Genomic DNA, 14,687 nt, shown 5'->3' on the forward strand with positions numbered 1-14,687 from the left:
GCCGCGAAGGAAGCGCCGTGCAGGCCGACACGCTGGTCATCGAGACCGCCACCGCCGCCTGTTCGGTCGCATTGCTTGCTGGCGGGCAGGTGATCGAGGCACGATACGAGGAGATCGGACGGGGCCATGCCGAACGGCTGGTGCCGATGATCGCCGAACTGTCGGGTGGCGGCCGCGCCCCGCGCATCCTGGTCGATGTGGGACCGGGCAGCTTCACCGGTGTACGCGTCGGTATCGCCGCGGCACGCGGACTGGCGCTGGGCTGGGGCAGCGAGGTGCGAGGTTTCTCGTCGCTGGCGCTGGTCGCCGCCGCCGCACTTGCCCGCCGACCGTCGCCGCGAATCGCTGCGCTGCTCGAAGCCGGTCATGGCGAGGTCTTCATGCAGATGTTCGATGCCGCCCTGACCCCGCTTGGCGAGGTGGTTTCGCTGCCCCCCGCCGCCGCGGCGGCGGCGCTGGCGGGTCATCCGGCGGTGGGCAGCGGCGTGCGCCGGCTGGCCGGGATGGCGAACAATCTGACCGATGCGCTGCCCGACGCGCGCGACCTGCCGCTGCTGCCGACGCTGCTGGCCGACCTTGACCCGCGCCCGCTCTACGGCCGCGCGCCCGATGCGAAGCTGCCCGGCTGATGGCGACCCGGCTGATCACGCTGCGCCAGGGCGATGCCCGCGATGCCGGCATCGTCGATGCGCTGATGGCGGCGGCATTCGATCCCCGTTTCGGCGAGGCGTGGACGCGCAGCCAGTGTCTGGGCGTATTGGCGATGCCGGGCGTACGGCTGTTGCTGGCGACGGTCGATGACGAGCCGGCCGGCTTCTCGCTGACCCGCGCGATCGCGGGTGAGGCGGAGTTGCTGCTGCTCGCGGTGGCGCCACCGTTCCGGCGCACCGGCGTCGGCCGGGCGTTGATGGACGCAGTGGTCGCGGATTGCCGGATGCAGGACGTCACCATTCTGCACCTGGAGGTGCGCGCCGATAACGACGCGCTGTACCTTTACCGCGCCACCGGTTTCGCCAAGGTCGGCGAACGGCGCGGCTATTATCGCGGTCGCGACGGCCGGCAATATGACGCGCACACCTATTCGCTGGCGCTGGGATCAACCTGATCGGCTTGTTGCGAGTCGGTATCTCTTTTCGCAACAAGCGTTCCGGCCTACAGGAACGGTATCGAAGGGATTTCACGACATGCCGCGCAATATCGATCTGGAAGCACTCTGCCACGAAAAAGGGCTGCGCATCACCGAGCAGCGCCGGGTTATCGCGCGCGTCCTGTCGGAGGCGGAGGATCACCCCGACGTTGAAAAGGTGTACGAACGCGCCTCCGCGATCGACAAGGGCATCTCGATTGCCACCGTCTATCGCACCGTCCGCCTGTTCGAGGAGGCGGGTATCCTCGATCGCCATGATTTCGGCGATGGCCGCGCCCGGTACGAACCCTCGCCAGAGGCGCATCACGATCACCTGATCGATGTCGAGACCGGTCGTGTGCTCGAATTCGTCGATCCGGAACTGGAACAGCTGCAAAAGGCAATCGCCGAGCGGCTGGGCTTCCGGCTGGTCGATCACCGGATGGAACTCTACGGCGTCAGCCTCGACCGCAAGAACTGACCGCACGTGGGGGCGATCCGCGCCGGCCTCCGCCTGATCGCGCTGGCCGCCCTGCTGCTGACGTTGCTGCCGGTCCACGGGCTCTGGCGACTGGCGCGGCGGCCCTCCCCCTGGCCCCGGCGTTTTCTGGGCACATGCGCGCGGATCGTCGGTGCGCGGCCGGTGACAATGGGCACCCCCCTGCCCCGCGACGTGGTGATCCTCGCCAATCATCTGTCATGGATCGATATCCTGTTGCTGGCCGGGTTCGCCAATGCGGTGTTCGTCGCCAAGGGCGAATTGCGTGCCGCCCCGCTGGTCGGCTGGCTGGCGGCGCTGAACGACACGATCTTCGTCGCGCGCGGTGAACGCATGGCGGTAGGCGCGCAAGTGAATGCGGTGCGCGCCGCGATCGGCCCACGCCCGGTGGCGATCTTTCCCGAAGGCACGACGGGCGACGGGATGACGCTGCTCCCGTTCAAGTCCGCGCTGCTCGCCGCGCTTGATCCCGCGCCGCCGGGGGTACGGGTGCAGCCGGTAGCGATCGATTACGGCGCGGCGACGCAGGAACTGGCGTGGACCGGCGGCGAGACGGGAGTGGCCCATGCGCTGCGCGTCCTGCGGCGGCCCGGCGGCTTCACCGCGCATCTCCGCTTCCTGCCGCCGATCGCGCCGGCTGGCCGCAAGGCGATCGCGGCGGCGGCGCAGCAGCAGATCGAGGCGGCATGGGTGCGCGACCGCGAATAGGTCACGTGGAGACGCGGCGCCGACACCGCCGCCCCTCCCCTCGCCACGGGAATCTTGCTACGGGCACAGTCATGAAGACCCCACCCAAGACCTTCCACGTCAAATCCTTCGGCTGCCAGATGAACGTCTATGACGGCGAGCGGATGGCGGAACTGATGGCGGCGCAGGGAATGACCGCGACAGCGGCGGGCGAGGCCGATCTGGTCGTGCTCAACACCTGCCACATCCGCGAACGCGCGACCGAGAAGGTCTATTCGGACATCGGCCGCCTCCGCAAGGATGCGCGCAAGGTCGGTCGCGATCCGATGATCGCGGTCGCCGGCTGCGTCGCGCAGGCGGAAGGCGCGGAGATCGTCGCCCGCGCCAAGGTGGATGTGGTGGTCGGGCCACAAGCCTATCACAACCTGCCCGGCCTCGTCGCGCAGGCCGCCGCCGGTGAGGCGGCGCTGGATACCGACATGCCGCTCGCGTCCAAGTTCGGCCGGCTGCCCGCGCGCCGCCGGGTCGGCCCGTCCGCCTTCCTGACCGTGCAGGAAGGGTGCGACAAGTTCTGCACTTATTGCGTCGTGCCCTATACGCGCGGCGCGGAAATCAGCCGGCCGTTCGCCGCGATCGTCGACGAGGCGCGCGCGCTGGTCGATGCCGGCGCGCGGGAGATCACGCTGCTCGGCCAGAACGTGAACGCCTGGACCGACGGTACCGAGGAGCACAACCGGCGCGGCCTGCACGACCTGATCCGCGATCTGGACCGGATACCGGGGCTGTCGCGTATCCGCTATACCACCAGCCATCCCAACGACATGACGCAGGGGCTGATCGACGCGCACGGCGATGTCGAAAGCCTGATGCCGTTCCTGCACCTGCCGGTGCAGTCCGGCTCCACCCGCATCCTGAAGGCGATGAACCGCAGCCATGGCCGCGACGATTATCTCCGCCTGCTCGACCGGGTGCGCGCGGCGCGACCCGATATCGCGCTGTCGGGCGATTTCATCGTAGGTTTCCCGCGGGAAACTTCCGACGATTTCGCCGACACGCTCAGCCTGGTCGACGCGGTCGGCTATGCCCAGGCATTCTCGTTCAAATATAGCCCCCGCCCCGGCACCCCTGCCGCCGACATGGACGACGAGGTGCCGGAAGCGGTGATGGACGAACGGTTGCAGGCGTTGCAGGCCGCGCTCGGCCGCGATCAGCAGGCATTCAACCGCGCCAGCGTCGGGCGGACCTGCACGGTGCTGATCGAACGGCCCGGCAAGCTGCCCGGCCAGATGCTCGGCAAATCGCCCTGGCTGCAATCGGTCCACCTGATGGGGGATCACGCGATCGGCGATCTGGTCGAGGTGGAACTGACCGCCGCCGGGCCAGTGTCCCTGTCAGGGACGGCACGGCGATTGCTGGCCGCCTGAGTCTTTAATCGGTCATCTCGATCGCCTAGGCATTGTCGATAAAGGGAGAAATCGATCATGACCACGTTTCGCACGCTGGCGCTCGGCGCCGTTGCCGTTGCCCTGTCGCTGACCAGCCTGCCGGCCGCCGCCACGACCTTCGAAGTGGTATCCGGCGCGCGCGCGGTGGCGCTCGGCAGCTTCGGCAACACGGTCGGGCAGAGCTTCACCGCGGTCGACAACAGCCTGACGTCGATCGGCTTCCAGTTCACGCGCGGCGCGAACGCGGCCGCCGTCAACTCCGCCTATACGCTCAACATCCTGTCGGGCGACGGCCTGTCCGGCACCTCTCTATACACCACCAGCTTCGTCGTCTCGTCGACGCTTGCCCAGCGGACCTTCACCTTTGTCGACATCCTGCTGCCCAGCATCGCGGCGACGATCGGCAGCCGCTATACGGCGACGCTGAGCAGCACCAACATCCGCAATCTGGTGGGCATCGGGCCGACGGTGAACACATCTACCGGTGTGCAGTTGACGGGCGATGCCTATGCCGGCGGCACCGCCTACTTCACCGCCGTTCCCTATGCCGACTGCACGACCACCACGAACTGCGACTTCAATTTCCGCGTCAGCGGCACGATGGTCGCCGCGGTTCCGGAACCTGCCACTTGGGCGACGATGTTCCTCGGCCTGTCGCTCGGCGGGGTCGCGCTGCGCCGCCGCTCGCGCCGGTCGGCGACGGTTCGCGCCGCCGCCTGACGAAATCCTGCGCCCGTACCCGTCGCCCCGGCGGCGGGTGCTTGCGCAACGCCGGGCGAGTGGCCACCTTTCGGGTCGTAACCCAACGGAAAGGACCGCATGAGTCGCAAGCCAGTACCCGCCCAGGCGGGTGAACGTTCCCGTGCCGAGGTGCTGTTCGACAGGCCGCAGGCGCTGGCGCAACTGTTCGGGCAATACGACCAGAATCTGGTCGCGCTGGAAAACCGGCTTGGCGTCTACATCACCGCGCGGGGCAACCGCATCGGGCTGGAGGGGACCGCCGAACAGGTCGCGATCGCACGCGACGTGCTGCACGACCTGTACCGCCGGATCGAACGCGGCGAACAGATCGATACCGGGCTGGTCGATGCCGCGATCGCGATGGCGAACGAACCGACGCTGGACGGCATCGTCTCCGCCGAGGCGCAGGGTCGCGGTGGCCCGGGCATCATGATCCGCACCCGCAAGAAGACGATCGTGCCGCGCACCCCGGCGCAGGCGCATTACATGCGCGAACTGGTGGCGAACGACATGATCTTCGCCCTCGGGCCGGCGGGCACCGGCAAGACCTATATCGCGGTCGCGCAGGCGGTGGCGCAGCTCATTACCGGCAGCGTCCAACGGCTGATCCTGTCGCGCCCGGCGGTGGAGGCGGGCGAGAAGCTCGGCTTCCTGCCCGGCGACATGAAGGAGAAGGTCGATCCCTATCTCCGCCCGCTCTACGACGCGCTGTACGACTGCCTGCCCGCCGAACAGGTGGAACGCCGGATCGCCAGCGGCGAGATCGAGGTCGCGCCGATCGCCTTCATGCGCGGCCGGACATTGGCGGACGCCTTCGTGATCCTCGACGAGGCGCAGAACACCACACCCGCCCAGATGAAGATGTTCCTGACCCGGTTCGGCCAGAACAGCCGCATGGTGATCTGCGGCGATCCCAATCAGGTCGACCTTCCCGGCGGCGTCGCGGCCTCCGGCCTCGCCGACGCGGTCCGCCGGCTGGAGGGAGTGGAGAGCATCGCGATGAGCCGCTTCACCGCCGCCGACGTGGTCCGGCACCCGATCGTCGGCCGGATCGTCGAGGCGTATGAAGGGGTCGGCGGCACCGGTTGACGGCTGGGATATACCGACTTACGCTATGGATATACCGGAGGCGGGCATGGCATCGTTGTATATCAAGGATGAGGAAACCAGCCGGCTGGCCCAGGAACTGGCTGAACGGCGTCAGCTGACGAAGACAGCGGCAGTGCGACTGGCGCTGACGAACGAATTGGCGAAGGATCAGCCTGAGCAATCGCTGCATGATGTTATCGCGGAACTGCGGCGCACCTCGACCCTGAAGTTCGATCCGACCGTCGTCATCGACAAGGCGTTCTATGACTCGTTGAACGACGAGGAAGACGGTTGACCGTCTTTATCGACGCATCGGCGCTGGTCGCGATCATCAAAGACGAACCGGAGTCCTTTGCCCTGATTGAAACGATCTCTGTCCATCGCACCCGGCTTACCAGTGCGCTGGCGATGTGGGAGGCGGTGCGCGCCGTCGCCAAGGTGGGATCGAATGACATTCCCGAGGCGCTGCGGCTCTGTGAAGCGCTACGCATCGATGTCGGCATCGACCTGGTTGCGATCGACGAGGCTACAACCCGGCACGCGATCGACGCCCATCAACGCTACGGCAAGGGCACCGGCCACCCCGCCCGCCTCAACATGGGTGACTGTTTCGCCTATGCATGCGCCAAGACCAACGCCGCCCACCTGCTCTACAAGGGCGACGATTTCATTCACACGGACCTGGGCTAGGACACGGGCATGATCCAGATCGAACTCTCCTGCGAATCCCCTTGGCCCGATGGCGACTGGGAGGCACTGGCCGATCGCGCTGCGCGCGCCGCGATCGAGCGGACGCCGCACGGCCCCCTGCTCACCACCCCCGCCACGATCGAGGTCAGCGTGCGCCTGACCTCGGACGAGGAGGTTCATGCGCTCAACCGGCAATATCGCCAGAAGGACAAGCCGACCAACGTCCTGTCCTTTCCGATGGTGCAGCCCGACCTGATCGACACGATCAGCCAGAATTCCGACGATGGCGAGGTGTTGCTGGGCGATATCGTGCTCGCACATGGTGTCTGCGTGGCGGAAGCGGCGGAGCGGGGAATTTCGGTGGAGACGCATGCCACCCATTTGATGGTGCACGGCGTGCTTCACCTGCTAGGCTATGACCACATGTCCGATGACGAGGCGGAGGCGATGGAGGATATCGAGCGGCAGGCGCTGCACGGTCTCGGCATCGCCGACCCTTATCTGATACGCGAGGAATAAGTGTCCGAAGACCGAAGTAGCGCCGCGGGCGGCGACAGCGACAGCATCTGGCGGGGGCTGAAATCCCTGATCTTCGGCAACGATGCCGAGGAATCCCTGCGCGACCAGCTGGAAGAGGCGATCGACCGGCACGAGGGCGATCCCGCCCCTGATGCCAAGGGCGACCTGAGCCAGCTGGAACGGCAGATGGTGCGCAACCTGCTCCATTTCGGCGAGCGCGATGCCGGCGATGTCGGTGTGCCGCGCGCGGACATCGTCGCGGTGGAGGAGAAGACGACCTTCGCCCACCTCGTCCAGATCTTCGCGGAGGCTGGGCATAGCCGCCTGCCGGTCTATCGCGAGAAACTGGATACGATCATCGGCATGGTCCACATCAAGGACGTGTTCACGATCCTGGCGACCGACGCGCCGCATCCGGAGGACCTGTCGGGCCTGATCCGCGAGCCGCTATATGTGCCGATGTCGCGCGGCGCGCTCGACGTGCTGGCCGACATGCGATCGAAGCGGGTGCATCTGGCGGTGGTGCTCGACGAATATTCCGGCACCGAGGGGCTGGTGACGATCGAGGACCTGATCGAGGAGATCACCGGCGATATCGAGGACGAGCATGATGACGCGCCCACCGCGCTGCTGATCCCGCTCGATGGCGGCGGCTGGGATGCCGATGCCCGCGCGCCGCTGGAACAGGTGGCACAGGTCGTCGACGAACGGCTGGGTGAAACCGAGGAGGATGTCGATACGCTCGGCGGCCTTGCGGCGGTGCTGGCGGGGCGGGTGCCGCCGGTCGGGGAGTGCGTCGATCACGTATCGGGGTGGAAGCTGGAGATCACCGACGCCGACGAGCGTCGCGTCCACCGCCTGCGTCTGCATCCTCCCGTGGCATTGGCCATCGAAGAAGACTGAGCATCGGGATGAAGGCGCATCCCAAGTGCGGCTTCATCCCGACCCGCTACCGATCGGATCGTCGTTTTTGCTGCACGCATCATCGATACAGGCAATGACCGTCAGGCTATTGATCGAGTCAGCCACTTAAACCCATCAGGCTAAATCGTTGCCGTTTTACGCTCGAATCCCTTATCTGGCTGGAAGCACACGATAGCGCGATCGAGGAGAGAAAGATGGATGCGATCACCGAAGGCAGCCCGATCAATGATCCCGCCAAGCAGCCGGCCGCGAAGCGTGCGCTGCTGGGCCGCACCGCCCGCGATTGGTGGCCTGATACGCTGCCGCTGGAAATCCTGCAGGGTCCGGGGCTGGCCGTCAGCCCGCTGGGCGACGATTTCGATTACCGCGCCGCGTTCAAGACGCTCGACTACGCGGCGGTGAAGGCCGACATCACGGCGCTGATGACCGACAGTCAGCCCTGGTGGCCGGCCGATTACGGGCATTACGGCCCCTTCTTCATCCGCATGGCGTGGCATTCGGCCGGCACCTATCGCACCGGTGACGGGCGCGGCGGTTCGTCGTCGGGCGCGCAACGGTTCGCACCGCTCAACTCGTGGCCCGACAACGGCAATCTCGACAAGGCACGCCGCCTGCTCTGGCCGATCAAGCAGAAATACGGTCGCGCGCTCAGCTGGGCGGACCTGTTCATCCTGACCGGTAACGTCGCGATCGAATCGATGGGTGGCCCCACCTTCGGCTTCTCCGGCGGGCGTGCCGACGTGTTCGAGCCGCTGAAGGACATCTACTGGGGCACTGAGGAGGAATGGCTCGGCCAGACCCGGATCGACGAGGAAGCCGGCATGGCGTTGGAGGAGCCGCTCGCGGCGATCCAGCACGGCCTGATCTACGTGAACCCCGAAGGCCCCGGCGGTTGCCCCAACCCGATGGGATCGGCGCGCGACATGCGCGAGACGTTCGGCCGCATGGGCATGGACGACGTGGAGACCGCAGCGCTGACCGCGGGCGGCCACACCTTCGGCAAGGCGCACGGCAACGGCGATGCGTCCAAGGTCGGCAAGGAGCCTGAGGGGTCGGACATCGCGTCGCAGGGCCTTGGCTGGACGTCGACTCACGGCACCGGGATGGGCGACGATACGATCACCAGCGGGATCGAGGGCGCATGGACGCCCACGCCGATCACGTGGGACATGACCTATTTCGACATGCTGCTCGACCATGAGTACGAACTGGTCCGCAGCCCCGCCGGCGCGCATCAGTATCAGCCGGTCGGCAACCCCGCGGAGACGCTGGCCCCCGGCGCGCATTCGCCCGACAAGCGCGTGCCGACGATGATGACCTCCGCCGACATGGCGCTGAAGGTCGACCCCGCCTACCGCGCGGTGATGGAGAAATTCCGGGCTGACCCGGCGTATTTCGCCGATGCCTGGGCGCGGGCGTGGTTCAAGCTGACCCACCGCGACATGGGACCGAAGCAGCGTTACCTCGGCCCGGAAGTGCCGACCGAGGACCTGATCTGGCAGGATCCGATCCCCAAGGCGGATTACAAGCCGATCGACAGCTTCGACGTCGCCGACCTGAAGAAGGCGATTGCCAATTCCGGTCTGGAAATCGCCGAACTGGTCAGCACCGCATGGGCATCGGCATCGACCTGGCGCCGGTCGGACCATCGCGGCGGCGCCAACGGTGCGCGCATCCGCTTCGCACCGCAGAAGGACTGGGACGTCAACGAGCCCGAACAGCTCGCCCGCGTCCTGGCGGTGTATGAGGGGATCAAGGCGGAATTCGATGCCAAGGACCCGAGCGAGGGCGCCAAGCGCGTGTCGGTCGCGGACCTGATCGTGCTGGGCGGCTCGGTCGGGATCGAGGCGGCGGCGAAGGCGGCCGGTCATGAGATCGAGGTGCCCTTCACTCCCGGTCGCACCGACGCGACCGAGGAACAGACCGACGCCGAGAGCTTCAAGGTGCTCGAGCCCAAGGCCGATGCGTTCCGCAACTATCTCCAGACGCGCTTCACCGTGCCGACCGAGGAGTTGATGGTCGACAAGGCGCAGTTGCTCGGCCTTTCCGCGCCGGAGATGACGGCGCTGATCGGCGGCCTGCGCGTGCTGGGCGCGAACCATTCGAGCGCGAAGGCGCACGGGGTGTTCACCGACCGGCCGGGCCAGCTGACCACCGACTTCTTCGTCAACCTGCTCGACATGAACACCGCGTGGAAGCAGGTGAGCGAGGAAAGCGATCAGGAATATGTCGGCACCACGCGCGGCACCCACGATCACCGGTGGACCGCGTCGCGCACCGATCTGGTGTTCGGCTCCAACTCGCAACTCCGCGCGCTGGCGGAAGTCTACGCCTGTGCCGATGCCGGGCCGACGTTCGTTGCGGATTTCGTGACGGCGTGGACCAAGGTGATGAACGCGGACCGCTACGACCTGCTCGACTGAGTGGTTCGACTGGCAAGAGACGAAGGGGCGTCGGCAGCCATGCCGGCGCCCCTTTCGTTTGCCGCGCGTCTTTCCTTCCCGGCATTGCCGCGCCCGCGCATGCCGCCTAGATATCGGCCATGCTGAAACACGTCCTGCGCATCCTTGCGCTCGTCATCGTCGTCGGGGGCGCGATCGTCGCCTATATCGCGTGGCCGGACACGGCGACGCTGCCGATCGCCGCCGTGCAGGGCGACCGACCGAATATTTCCACGCCCCGCGTGCAGACCATCCCCACCGTCAAGGTCGCCGATGTGGTCGGCTGGCCCGCCGGCACCACGCCGACCGCCGCCGCCGGCCTGCGCGTCGGAGCCTTCGCGGCGGGGCTGGATCATCCGCGCTGGCTGTACGTGCTGCCCAATGGCGATGTGCTGGTCGCCGAAACCAACAGCCCGCCGCGCAAGGGCGGTGGCATCCAGGGCTGGGTGATGGGCCTGCTGATGGGCAAGGCGGGGGCGGGCGTCCCCTCCGCCAATCGAATCACGTTGTTGCGCGATGTCGATGGCGACGGGGTGGCGGAAACCCGGTCGGTGTTCATGTCGGGGCTGAACTCGCCGTTCGGCATGGCGCTGATGGACGGGCAGCTCTACATCGCCAACACCGATGCGCTGGTGCGCGTGCCCTATACCGAGGGGGCGACCAACATCACTGCGAAGCCCGAACTGATCGTGAAGCTGAACGGCGGCGGCAACCATTGGGCGCGCAACGTCATTCCGGCGGCGGACGGCAAGACGCTGTTCGTCAGCGTCGGCTCCGCGAGCAACATCGCAGAGGGTGGCATGGAGGCGGAGAAATACCGCGCCAACATCCTGCAGGTATGGCCCGACAAGAACTGGCGCATCTATGCCGCCGGCCTGCGCAACCCGGTCGGCATGGCGCTGAACCCAAAGAACGGCAATCTGTGGACGGTGGTGAACGAGCGCGACATGCTCGGCTCCGATCTCGCCCCCGATTACCTGACGCAGGTCGAATTCGGCGATCATTTCGGCTGGCCCTGGTATTATTGGGGCGGTTACCCCGATGACCGGGTTGAGCCGAAGCGGCCGGAGATGCAGCAATATTCCAAGCGTCCCGATTACGCGCTGGGGCCACATGTCGCGGCATTGGGCCTGACCTTCGCGCAGGATGCGAAGCTGGGCGACCGGTGGACGCAGGGCGCGTTCGTCGGCGAGCATGGCTCGTGGAACCGCAAGCCGGTGTCGGGATACAAGGTGGCCTGGGTGCCGTTCACCGCCACCGGCTACCCTGTGAAGGGCGCGAAGCCGATCGACGTGCTGACCGGCTTCCTCGATGCGGAGGGCGATGCCCGTGGCCGCCCGGTCGGCGTGACGATCGACCGCGCCGGGGCGCTGCTGGTGGCGGACGATGTCGGCAACCGTATCTGGCGGGTGACGGCGGCACGCTGACGTTCCTCCGCTTCCCCTCGACGGTCCGGCCCTTGTCTACCGGGCACCCATGGAGATGCCCGGCATGACTCAGTGGACGATCGGTATCATCGGCGGCTCCGGTCTGTACGGGATGGAGGGGCTGACGGATGCCGAATGGCTCGATCTCGACACGCCGTGGGGGCCACCGTCCGACCGGCTGCTGCGCGGGCGGATCGGGCCGGTTGGCTTCGTCTTCCTGCCGCGTCACGGGCGGGGCCATCGCCTGCCGCCGGCCGCGATCAATGCCCGTGCCAATATCCATGCGCTGAAGGCGGCGGGCTGTACCGACCTGCTGGCGATCTCGTCGATCGGATCGTTGCGGGAGGAACTGGCGCCCGGCCGGTTCGTGGTGGTCGACGATTTCATCGACCGCACCGTCCACCGGGCGTCGAGCTTCTTCGGCCCCGGGCTTGTCGCGCATGTCTCGATGGCCGAACCGGTCTGTCCGCGACTGTCGGCACTGGTCGCCGATGCCGCCGCGGCGGCGGGGGCCGGGGTGACGCGGGGTGGCACCTATCTGGCGATGGAGGGGCCGCAATTCTCCACCCGCGCCGAAAGCCTGTTGTACCGCACATGGGGTGCCGACGTGATCGGGATGACCGCGATGCCGGAGGCGAAACTGGCGCGAGAGGCGGAGCTGCCCTACGCGCTGCTCGGCATGGTCACCGATTACGATTGCTGGCGACCCGATACCGCGCATGTCGAGGTGGCGGAGGTGCTCGCCCGCGTCGGCGCCAACGGCACGCTGGCAAAGGCCGCGATCGCGCGACTGGCCGACATGCTGCCCGCGACCCGTGCGCCGTCACCGATCGATACGGTGCTGGATCAGGCGATCATCACCGCCCCCGCCCATCGCGATCAGGCGATGCTGGCGCAACTGGCCCCGATCGTGCGGCGGGCGACCGCCGCCTGATCTCCGCCCCCGATCCGGGCGTCAGACCTTGGCGGCGAACAACAGCCGGTCGGGGCCAAGCCGCGCGAAGACCTGATCCAGATCGCCCTCGCCGACCGCAAAACAGCCCTGGCTGCGCCCCAGCATTCCATGCGTGCGGATCATATCCGGATTGGCGTACCACGCGGAATGGATCACGATCGCGCGACCGAGCGCGTTGTTGTTGGTCGGGTCCAGCCCCTGCAACCGCTGCGACCGGCCATGCTTGCCGACATAATAATCGGCGGTGACGAACGCCCCCTCGCATGATGCGTTGGAGCCGAAATCGTTGGAAAAGCGGCGAACATAGCCCGTGTGCGAGGGATCGGAACCGCTGCCGTGCGACACCAGCAGCGATTCGCTGCGCCCGCTGGCCAAATCGACGAAGTGGAAGCGCGGCTGCGACGATCCGGCGGTGAAGTCGGCGATCGCGATCCGGTCACGCTTGCGGATGTGCGCGCCGTGACGATCGAGCGAGGCGATGGCGCGGCGCAGCAGTTCGGGGCGCACGACGCGCGACGACACGACCGGGCTGGCCGGCATCCGCTGTGCGGAGGCACGGTTGGCGGCGGCGGTTTCGCTGTCGCGCCCGGCGGCGGGACGGATGGCGGAGGCGACGGCCCCCGGTACGGCCAGCGATCCCGCCAGGATCAGGCCATTGGATAAAAAGGCGCGGCGCGTGCGCGCGGCATCATGATCGTGCATCGATTACCCGAAAATATCGTGGGCCCCTATGACATGCTTAATAGCATGGAATGTCGGTGATTCCGCCCCGTTGCGGCCTGATTGTTCCCGAACCGGGCTCGCCCTGCCGCAGCGAATACACCATTCGCCCGGCGCCGACCATGGCACGAAATGCTGCACAATGCGTTAGGCAAGTCAAGACAGTGAAAGCGTAACAAGGATCAAGTTGCGATGAATCGCATTCTCTCTCTCGCCGCCATGGCGACCCTGGTTTTGACCACCCCGGCCCAGGCAAGCGATGCCAATGACGCGACGATGGCGTTGGAAACCGCCGCGGCGACGCTGGCACCCAACCGCTTCGTCTGGTCCGATGCCAGTCTGGTCGATCCGGTAATGAGCCCGGTCACCGTCGTGGTCAGTATCCCGTTGCAGCGCGCCTTCGTCTATCGCGGCGACACGCTGGTCGCCGCATCCAGCGTGTCGACGGGCAAGGACGAAAACCCGACGCCGGTCGGCATCTATCCCATCCTGCAGAAGAACGAGAAGCATCGGTCGAATCTGTATAACGACGCGCCGATGCCCTTCATGCAGCGGCTGACCTGGGATGGCATCGCGCTCCATGCCGGGCGCAATCCCGGCTTCCCCGATTCGCATGGCTGTATCCGTCTGCCGACCGAATTCGCCAAAAAACTGTTCGCGATCACCGATGTCGGCACCACCGTGGTCATCACCGACGACTTCGTCGAAGGCAGCACCCTGGATCGCAATATGCTGGTGACCGAAGTGATGCGCGCCAATGCCGAACAACTGGCGGTTCTGCCCTGAACGGGTCGATCAGGCCGGAAATCCCAATGCGCGCAGTCGGGGCACGAGATCGTCGATGCCGGTGAACAGGATGCCGGTCATCCCCATCGCATCGGCCCCGGCCACGTTGGCGGCATTGTCGTCGATGAATACCGTTCCCTTGGCCGGCAGGCCGAAACGGTCCAGCGCCAGCCGATAGATCGCGGCATCGGGCTTCACCAGCTTCTCCTCGCCCGACACGACGATACCGCGGAACCGGTCGAACAGCGCCGCCTCCGTCGCCCGGAACGGCGGGAAGAATTCGTGGCTGAAGTTGGTGATCGCGAACAGCGGCACGCCGGCGGCATCCAGCCGCGCGACCAGATCGTGCATGCCGGGGATCGGGCCGGGAATGCTTTCCGCGAACCGTGGCCCCCAAGCGGCGATCAGATCGGCATGATGCGGATGCAACGCGGTGAGTTCCGCCGAGGTATCGGCGAAATCGCGCCCGGCATCATGCTGGAAATGCCAGTCCACAGTGACCACATCGCGCAGGAACGACTCAAGCGCCTCACCCCTGGGGATGAGACGCTCGTACAGGAACCGTGGGTCCCAGTCGTAGAGAACCCGGCCGATGTCGAAGATGATCGCCGACATGCGGGTGGCCGGGGCCGGGCGGA

General features: G+C 66.7%; 17 protein-coding genes. 15 read left to right on the top strand and 2 right to left on the bottom strand.

Annotated elements, in window-relative coordinates:
* Positions 1 to 17: 17 nt before the first annotated feature.
* The 14 genes from tsaB to mtnP all read left to right on the top strand — a co-directional run bounded on the left by tsaB (position 18) and on the right by mtnP (position 12,522).
* The gene (tsaB, locus tag IFT82_RS00820) at positions 18 to 629 is read left to right on the top strand and encodes a tRNA (adenosine(37)-N6)-threonylcarbamoyltransferase complex dimerization subunit type 1 TsaB (protein ID WP_192123445.1); all 612 of its coding nucleotides are present in this window, start codon (positions 18 to 20) and stop codon (positions 627 to 629) included.
* On the top strand, positions 629 to 1,105 hold the full coding sequence (locus IFT82_RS00825; protein WP_192123447.1) for a GNAT family N-acetyltransferase: 477 nt from the start codon (positions 629 to 631) through the stop codon (positions 1,103 to 1,105). Before tsaB ends, IFT82_RS00825 begins: the two co-directional genes overlap by 1 nt.
* A 79-nt stretch (positions 1,106 to 1,184) precedes the next feature.
* On the top strand, positions 1,185 to 1,607 hold the full coding sequence (locus IFT82_RS00830) for a Fur family transcriptional regulator (protein WP_192123449.1): 423 nt from the start codon (positions 1,185 to 1,187) through the stop codon (positions 1,605 to 1,607).
* 6 nt (positions 1,608 to 1,613) lie between these two features.
* The gene (locus IFT82_RS00835) at positions 1,614 to 2,333 is read left to right on the top strand and encodes a 1-acyl-sn-glycerol-3-phosphate acyltransferase (RefSeq protein ID WP_192123451.1); all 720 of its coding nucleotides are present in this window, start codon (positions 1,614 to 1,616) and stop codon (positions 2,331 to 2,333) included.
* Between the two features lie 71 nt (positions 2,334 to 2,404).
* The gene (miaB, locus tag IFT82_RS00840; RefSeq protein WP_192123453.1) at positions 2,405 to 3,736 is read left to right on the top strand and encodes a tRNA (N6-isopentenyl adenosine(37)-C2)-methylthiotransferase MiaB; all 1,332 of its coding nucleotides are present in this window, start codon (positions 2,405 to 2,407) and stop codon (positions 3,734 to 3,736) included.
* Positions 3,737 to 3,793: 57 nt separating this feature from the next.
* On the top strand, positions 3,794 to 4,477 hold the full coding sequence (locus tag IFT82_RS20685; RefSeq protein WP_244646317.1) for a PEPxxWA-CTERM sorting domain-containing protein: 684 nt from the start codon (positions 3,794 to 3,796) through the stop codon (positions 4,475 to 4,477).
* A gap of 99 nt (positions 4,478 to 4,576) precedes the next feature.
* A complete protein-coding gene (locus tag IFT82_RS00850; RefSeq protein WP_192123455.1) occupies positions 4,577 to 5,587 on the top strand; it encodes a PhoH family protein in 1,011 nt (336 codons plus the stop codon).
* A 25-nt stretch (positions 5,588 to 5,612) separates the two neighbouring features.
* Positions 5,613 to 5,882 (top strand): type II toxin-antitoxin system VapB family antitoxin, encoded by a 270-nt coding sequence (locus IFT82_RS00855; protein WP_192123457.1) that lies wholly within the window; start codon positions 5,613 to 5,615, stop codon positions 5,880 to 5,882.
* The gene (locus IFT82_RS00860; RefSeq protein WP_192123460.1) at positions 5,879 to 6,277 is read left to right on the top strand and encodes a type II toxin-antitoxin system VapC family toxin; all 399 of its coding nucleotides are present in this window, start codon (positions 5,879 to 5,881) and stop codon (positions 6,275 to 6,277) included. Before IFT82_RS00855 ends, IFT82_RS00860 begins: the two co-directional genes overlap by 4 nt.
* Before the next feature lie 9 nt (positions 6,278 to 6,286).
* The gene (gene ybeY, locus IFT82_RS00865; protein WP_192123468.1) at positions 6,287 to 6,796 is read left to right on the top strand and encodes an rRNA maturation RNase YbeY; all 510 of its coding nucleotides are present in this window, start codon (positions 6,287 to 6,289) and stop codon (positions 6,794 to 6,796) included.
* The gene (locus tag IFT82_RS00870) at positions 6,797 to 7,699 is read left to right on the top strand and encodes a transporter associated domain-containing protein (protein ID WP_192123470.1); all 903 of its coding nucleotides are present in this window, start codon (positions 6,797 to 6,799) and stop codon (positions 7,697 to 7,699) included.
* A 215-nt stretch (positions 7,700 to 7,914) separates the two neighbouring features.
* Entirely contained in the window at positions 7,915 to 10,143 is a 2,229-nt protein-coding gene (katG, locus tag IFT82_RS00875) for a catalase/peroxidase HPI (RefSeq protein WP_192123472.1), read from the top strand.
* Positions 10,144 to 10,262: 119 nt separating this feature from the next.
* A complete protein-coding gene (locus tag IFT82_RS00880) occupies positions 10,263 to 11,588 on the top strand; it encodes a PQQ-dependent sugar dehydrogenase (protein WP_192123474.1) in 1,326 nt (441 codons plus the stop codon).
* 64 nt (positions 11,589 to 11,652) lie between these two features.
* On the top strand, positions 11,653 to 12,522 hold the full coding sequence (gene mtnP, locus IFT82_RS00885) for an S-methyl-5'-thioadenosine phosphorylase (protein ID WP_192123481.1): 870 nt from the start codon (positions 11,653 to 11,655) through the stop codon (positions 12,520 to 12,522).
* A gap of 21 nt (positions 12,523 to 12,543) precedes the next feature.
* On the opposite strand, the gene IFT82_RS00890 is transcribed toward mtnP, so the two are convergent.
* Positions 12,544 to 13,245 (bottom strand): murein L,D-transpeptidase catalytic domain family protein, encoded by a 702-nt coding sequence (locus tag IFT82_RS00890; protein WP_192123483.1) that lies wholly within the window; start codon positions 13,243 to 13,245, stop codon positions 12,544 to 12,546.
* 210 nt (positions 13,246 to 13,455) lie between these two features.
* Between IFT82_RS00890 and IFT82_RS00895 the strand changes: the two genes are divergently transcribed.
* The gene (locus tag IFT82_RS00895; protein ID WP_192123485.1) at positions 13,456 to 14,049 is read left to right on the top strand and encodes a L,D-transpeptidase family protein; all 594 of its coding nucleotides are present in this window, start codon (positions 13,456 to 13,458) and stop codon (positions 14,047 to 14,049) included.
* A 9-nt stretch (positions 14,050 to 14,058) separates the two neighbouring features.
* Here the strand turns inward: IFT82_RS00895 and IFT82_RS00900 are convergent, their stop codons facing one another.
* Positions 14,059 to 14,664 (bottom strand): HAD family hydrolase, encoded by a 606-nt coding sequence (locus IFT82_RS00900; RefSeq protein ID WP_192123487.1) that lies wholly within the window; start codon positions 14,662 to 14,664, stop codon positions 14,059 to 14,061.
* Positions 14,665 to 14,687: the final 23 nt, after the last annotated feature.

Source organism: Sphingomonas sp. CFBP 8760 (genome assembly GCF_014841615.1).
Lineage (GTDB): Bacteria > Pseudomonadota > Alphaproteobacteria > Sphingomonadales > Sphingomonadaceae > Sphingomonas.

Bases quoted from the DNA above. Each gene is read 5' to 3' on its own strand.
- IFT82_RS00880 (WP_192123474.1), top strand. From the start codon at position 10,263: ATGCTGAAACACGTCCTGCGCATCCTTGCGCTCGTCATCGTCGTCGGG.
- IFT82_RS00850 (WP_192123455.1), top strand. From the start codon at position 4,577: ATGAGTCGCAAGCCAGTACCCGCCCAGGCGGGTGAACGTTCCCGTGCC.
- IFT82_RS00890 (WP_192123483.1), bottom strand. From the start codon at position 13,245: ATGCACGATCATGATGCCGCGCGCACGCGCCGCGCCTTTTTATCCAAT.
- ybeY (WP_192123468.1), top strand. From the start codon at position 6,287: ATGATCCAGATCGAACTCTCCTGCGAATCCCCTTGGCCCGATGGCGAC.
- mtnP (WP_192123481.1), top strand. From the start codon at position 11,653: ATGACTCAGTGGACGATCGGTATCATCGGCGGCTCCGGTCTGTACGGG.
- katG (WP_192123472.1), top strand. From the start codon at position 7,915: ATGGATGCGATCACCGAAGGCAGCCCGATCAATGATCCCGCCAAGCAG.
- miaB (WP_192123453.1), top strand. From the start codon at position 2,405: ATGAAGACCCCACCCAAGACCTTCCACGTCAAATCCTTCGGCTGCCAG.
- IFT82_RS00855 (WP_192123457.1), top strand. From the start codon at position 5,613: ATGGATATACCGGAGGCGGGCATGGCATCGTTGTATATCAAGGATGAG.
- IFT82_RS00900 (WP_192123487.1), bottom strand. From the start codon at position 14,664: ATGTCGGCGATCATCTTCGACATCGGCCGGGTTCTCTACGACTGGGAC.
- IFT82_RS00895 (WP_192123485.1), top strand. From the start codon at position 13,456: ATGAATCGCATTCTCTCTCTCGCCGCCATGGCGACCCTGGTTTTGACC.
- IFT82_RS00830 (WP_192123449.1), top strand. From the start codon at position 1,185: ATGCCGCGCAATATCGATCTGGAAGCACTCTGCCACGAAAAAGGGCTG.
- IFT82_RS00825 (WP_192123447.1), top strand. From the start codon at position 629: ATGGCGACCCGGCTGATCACGCTGCGCCAGGGCGATGCCCGCGATGCC.
- IFT82_RS20685 (WP_244646317.1), top strand. From the start codon at position 3,794: ATGACCACGTTTCGCACGCTGGCGCTCGGCGCCGTTGCCGTTGCCCTG.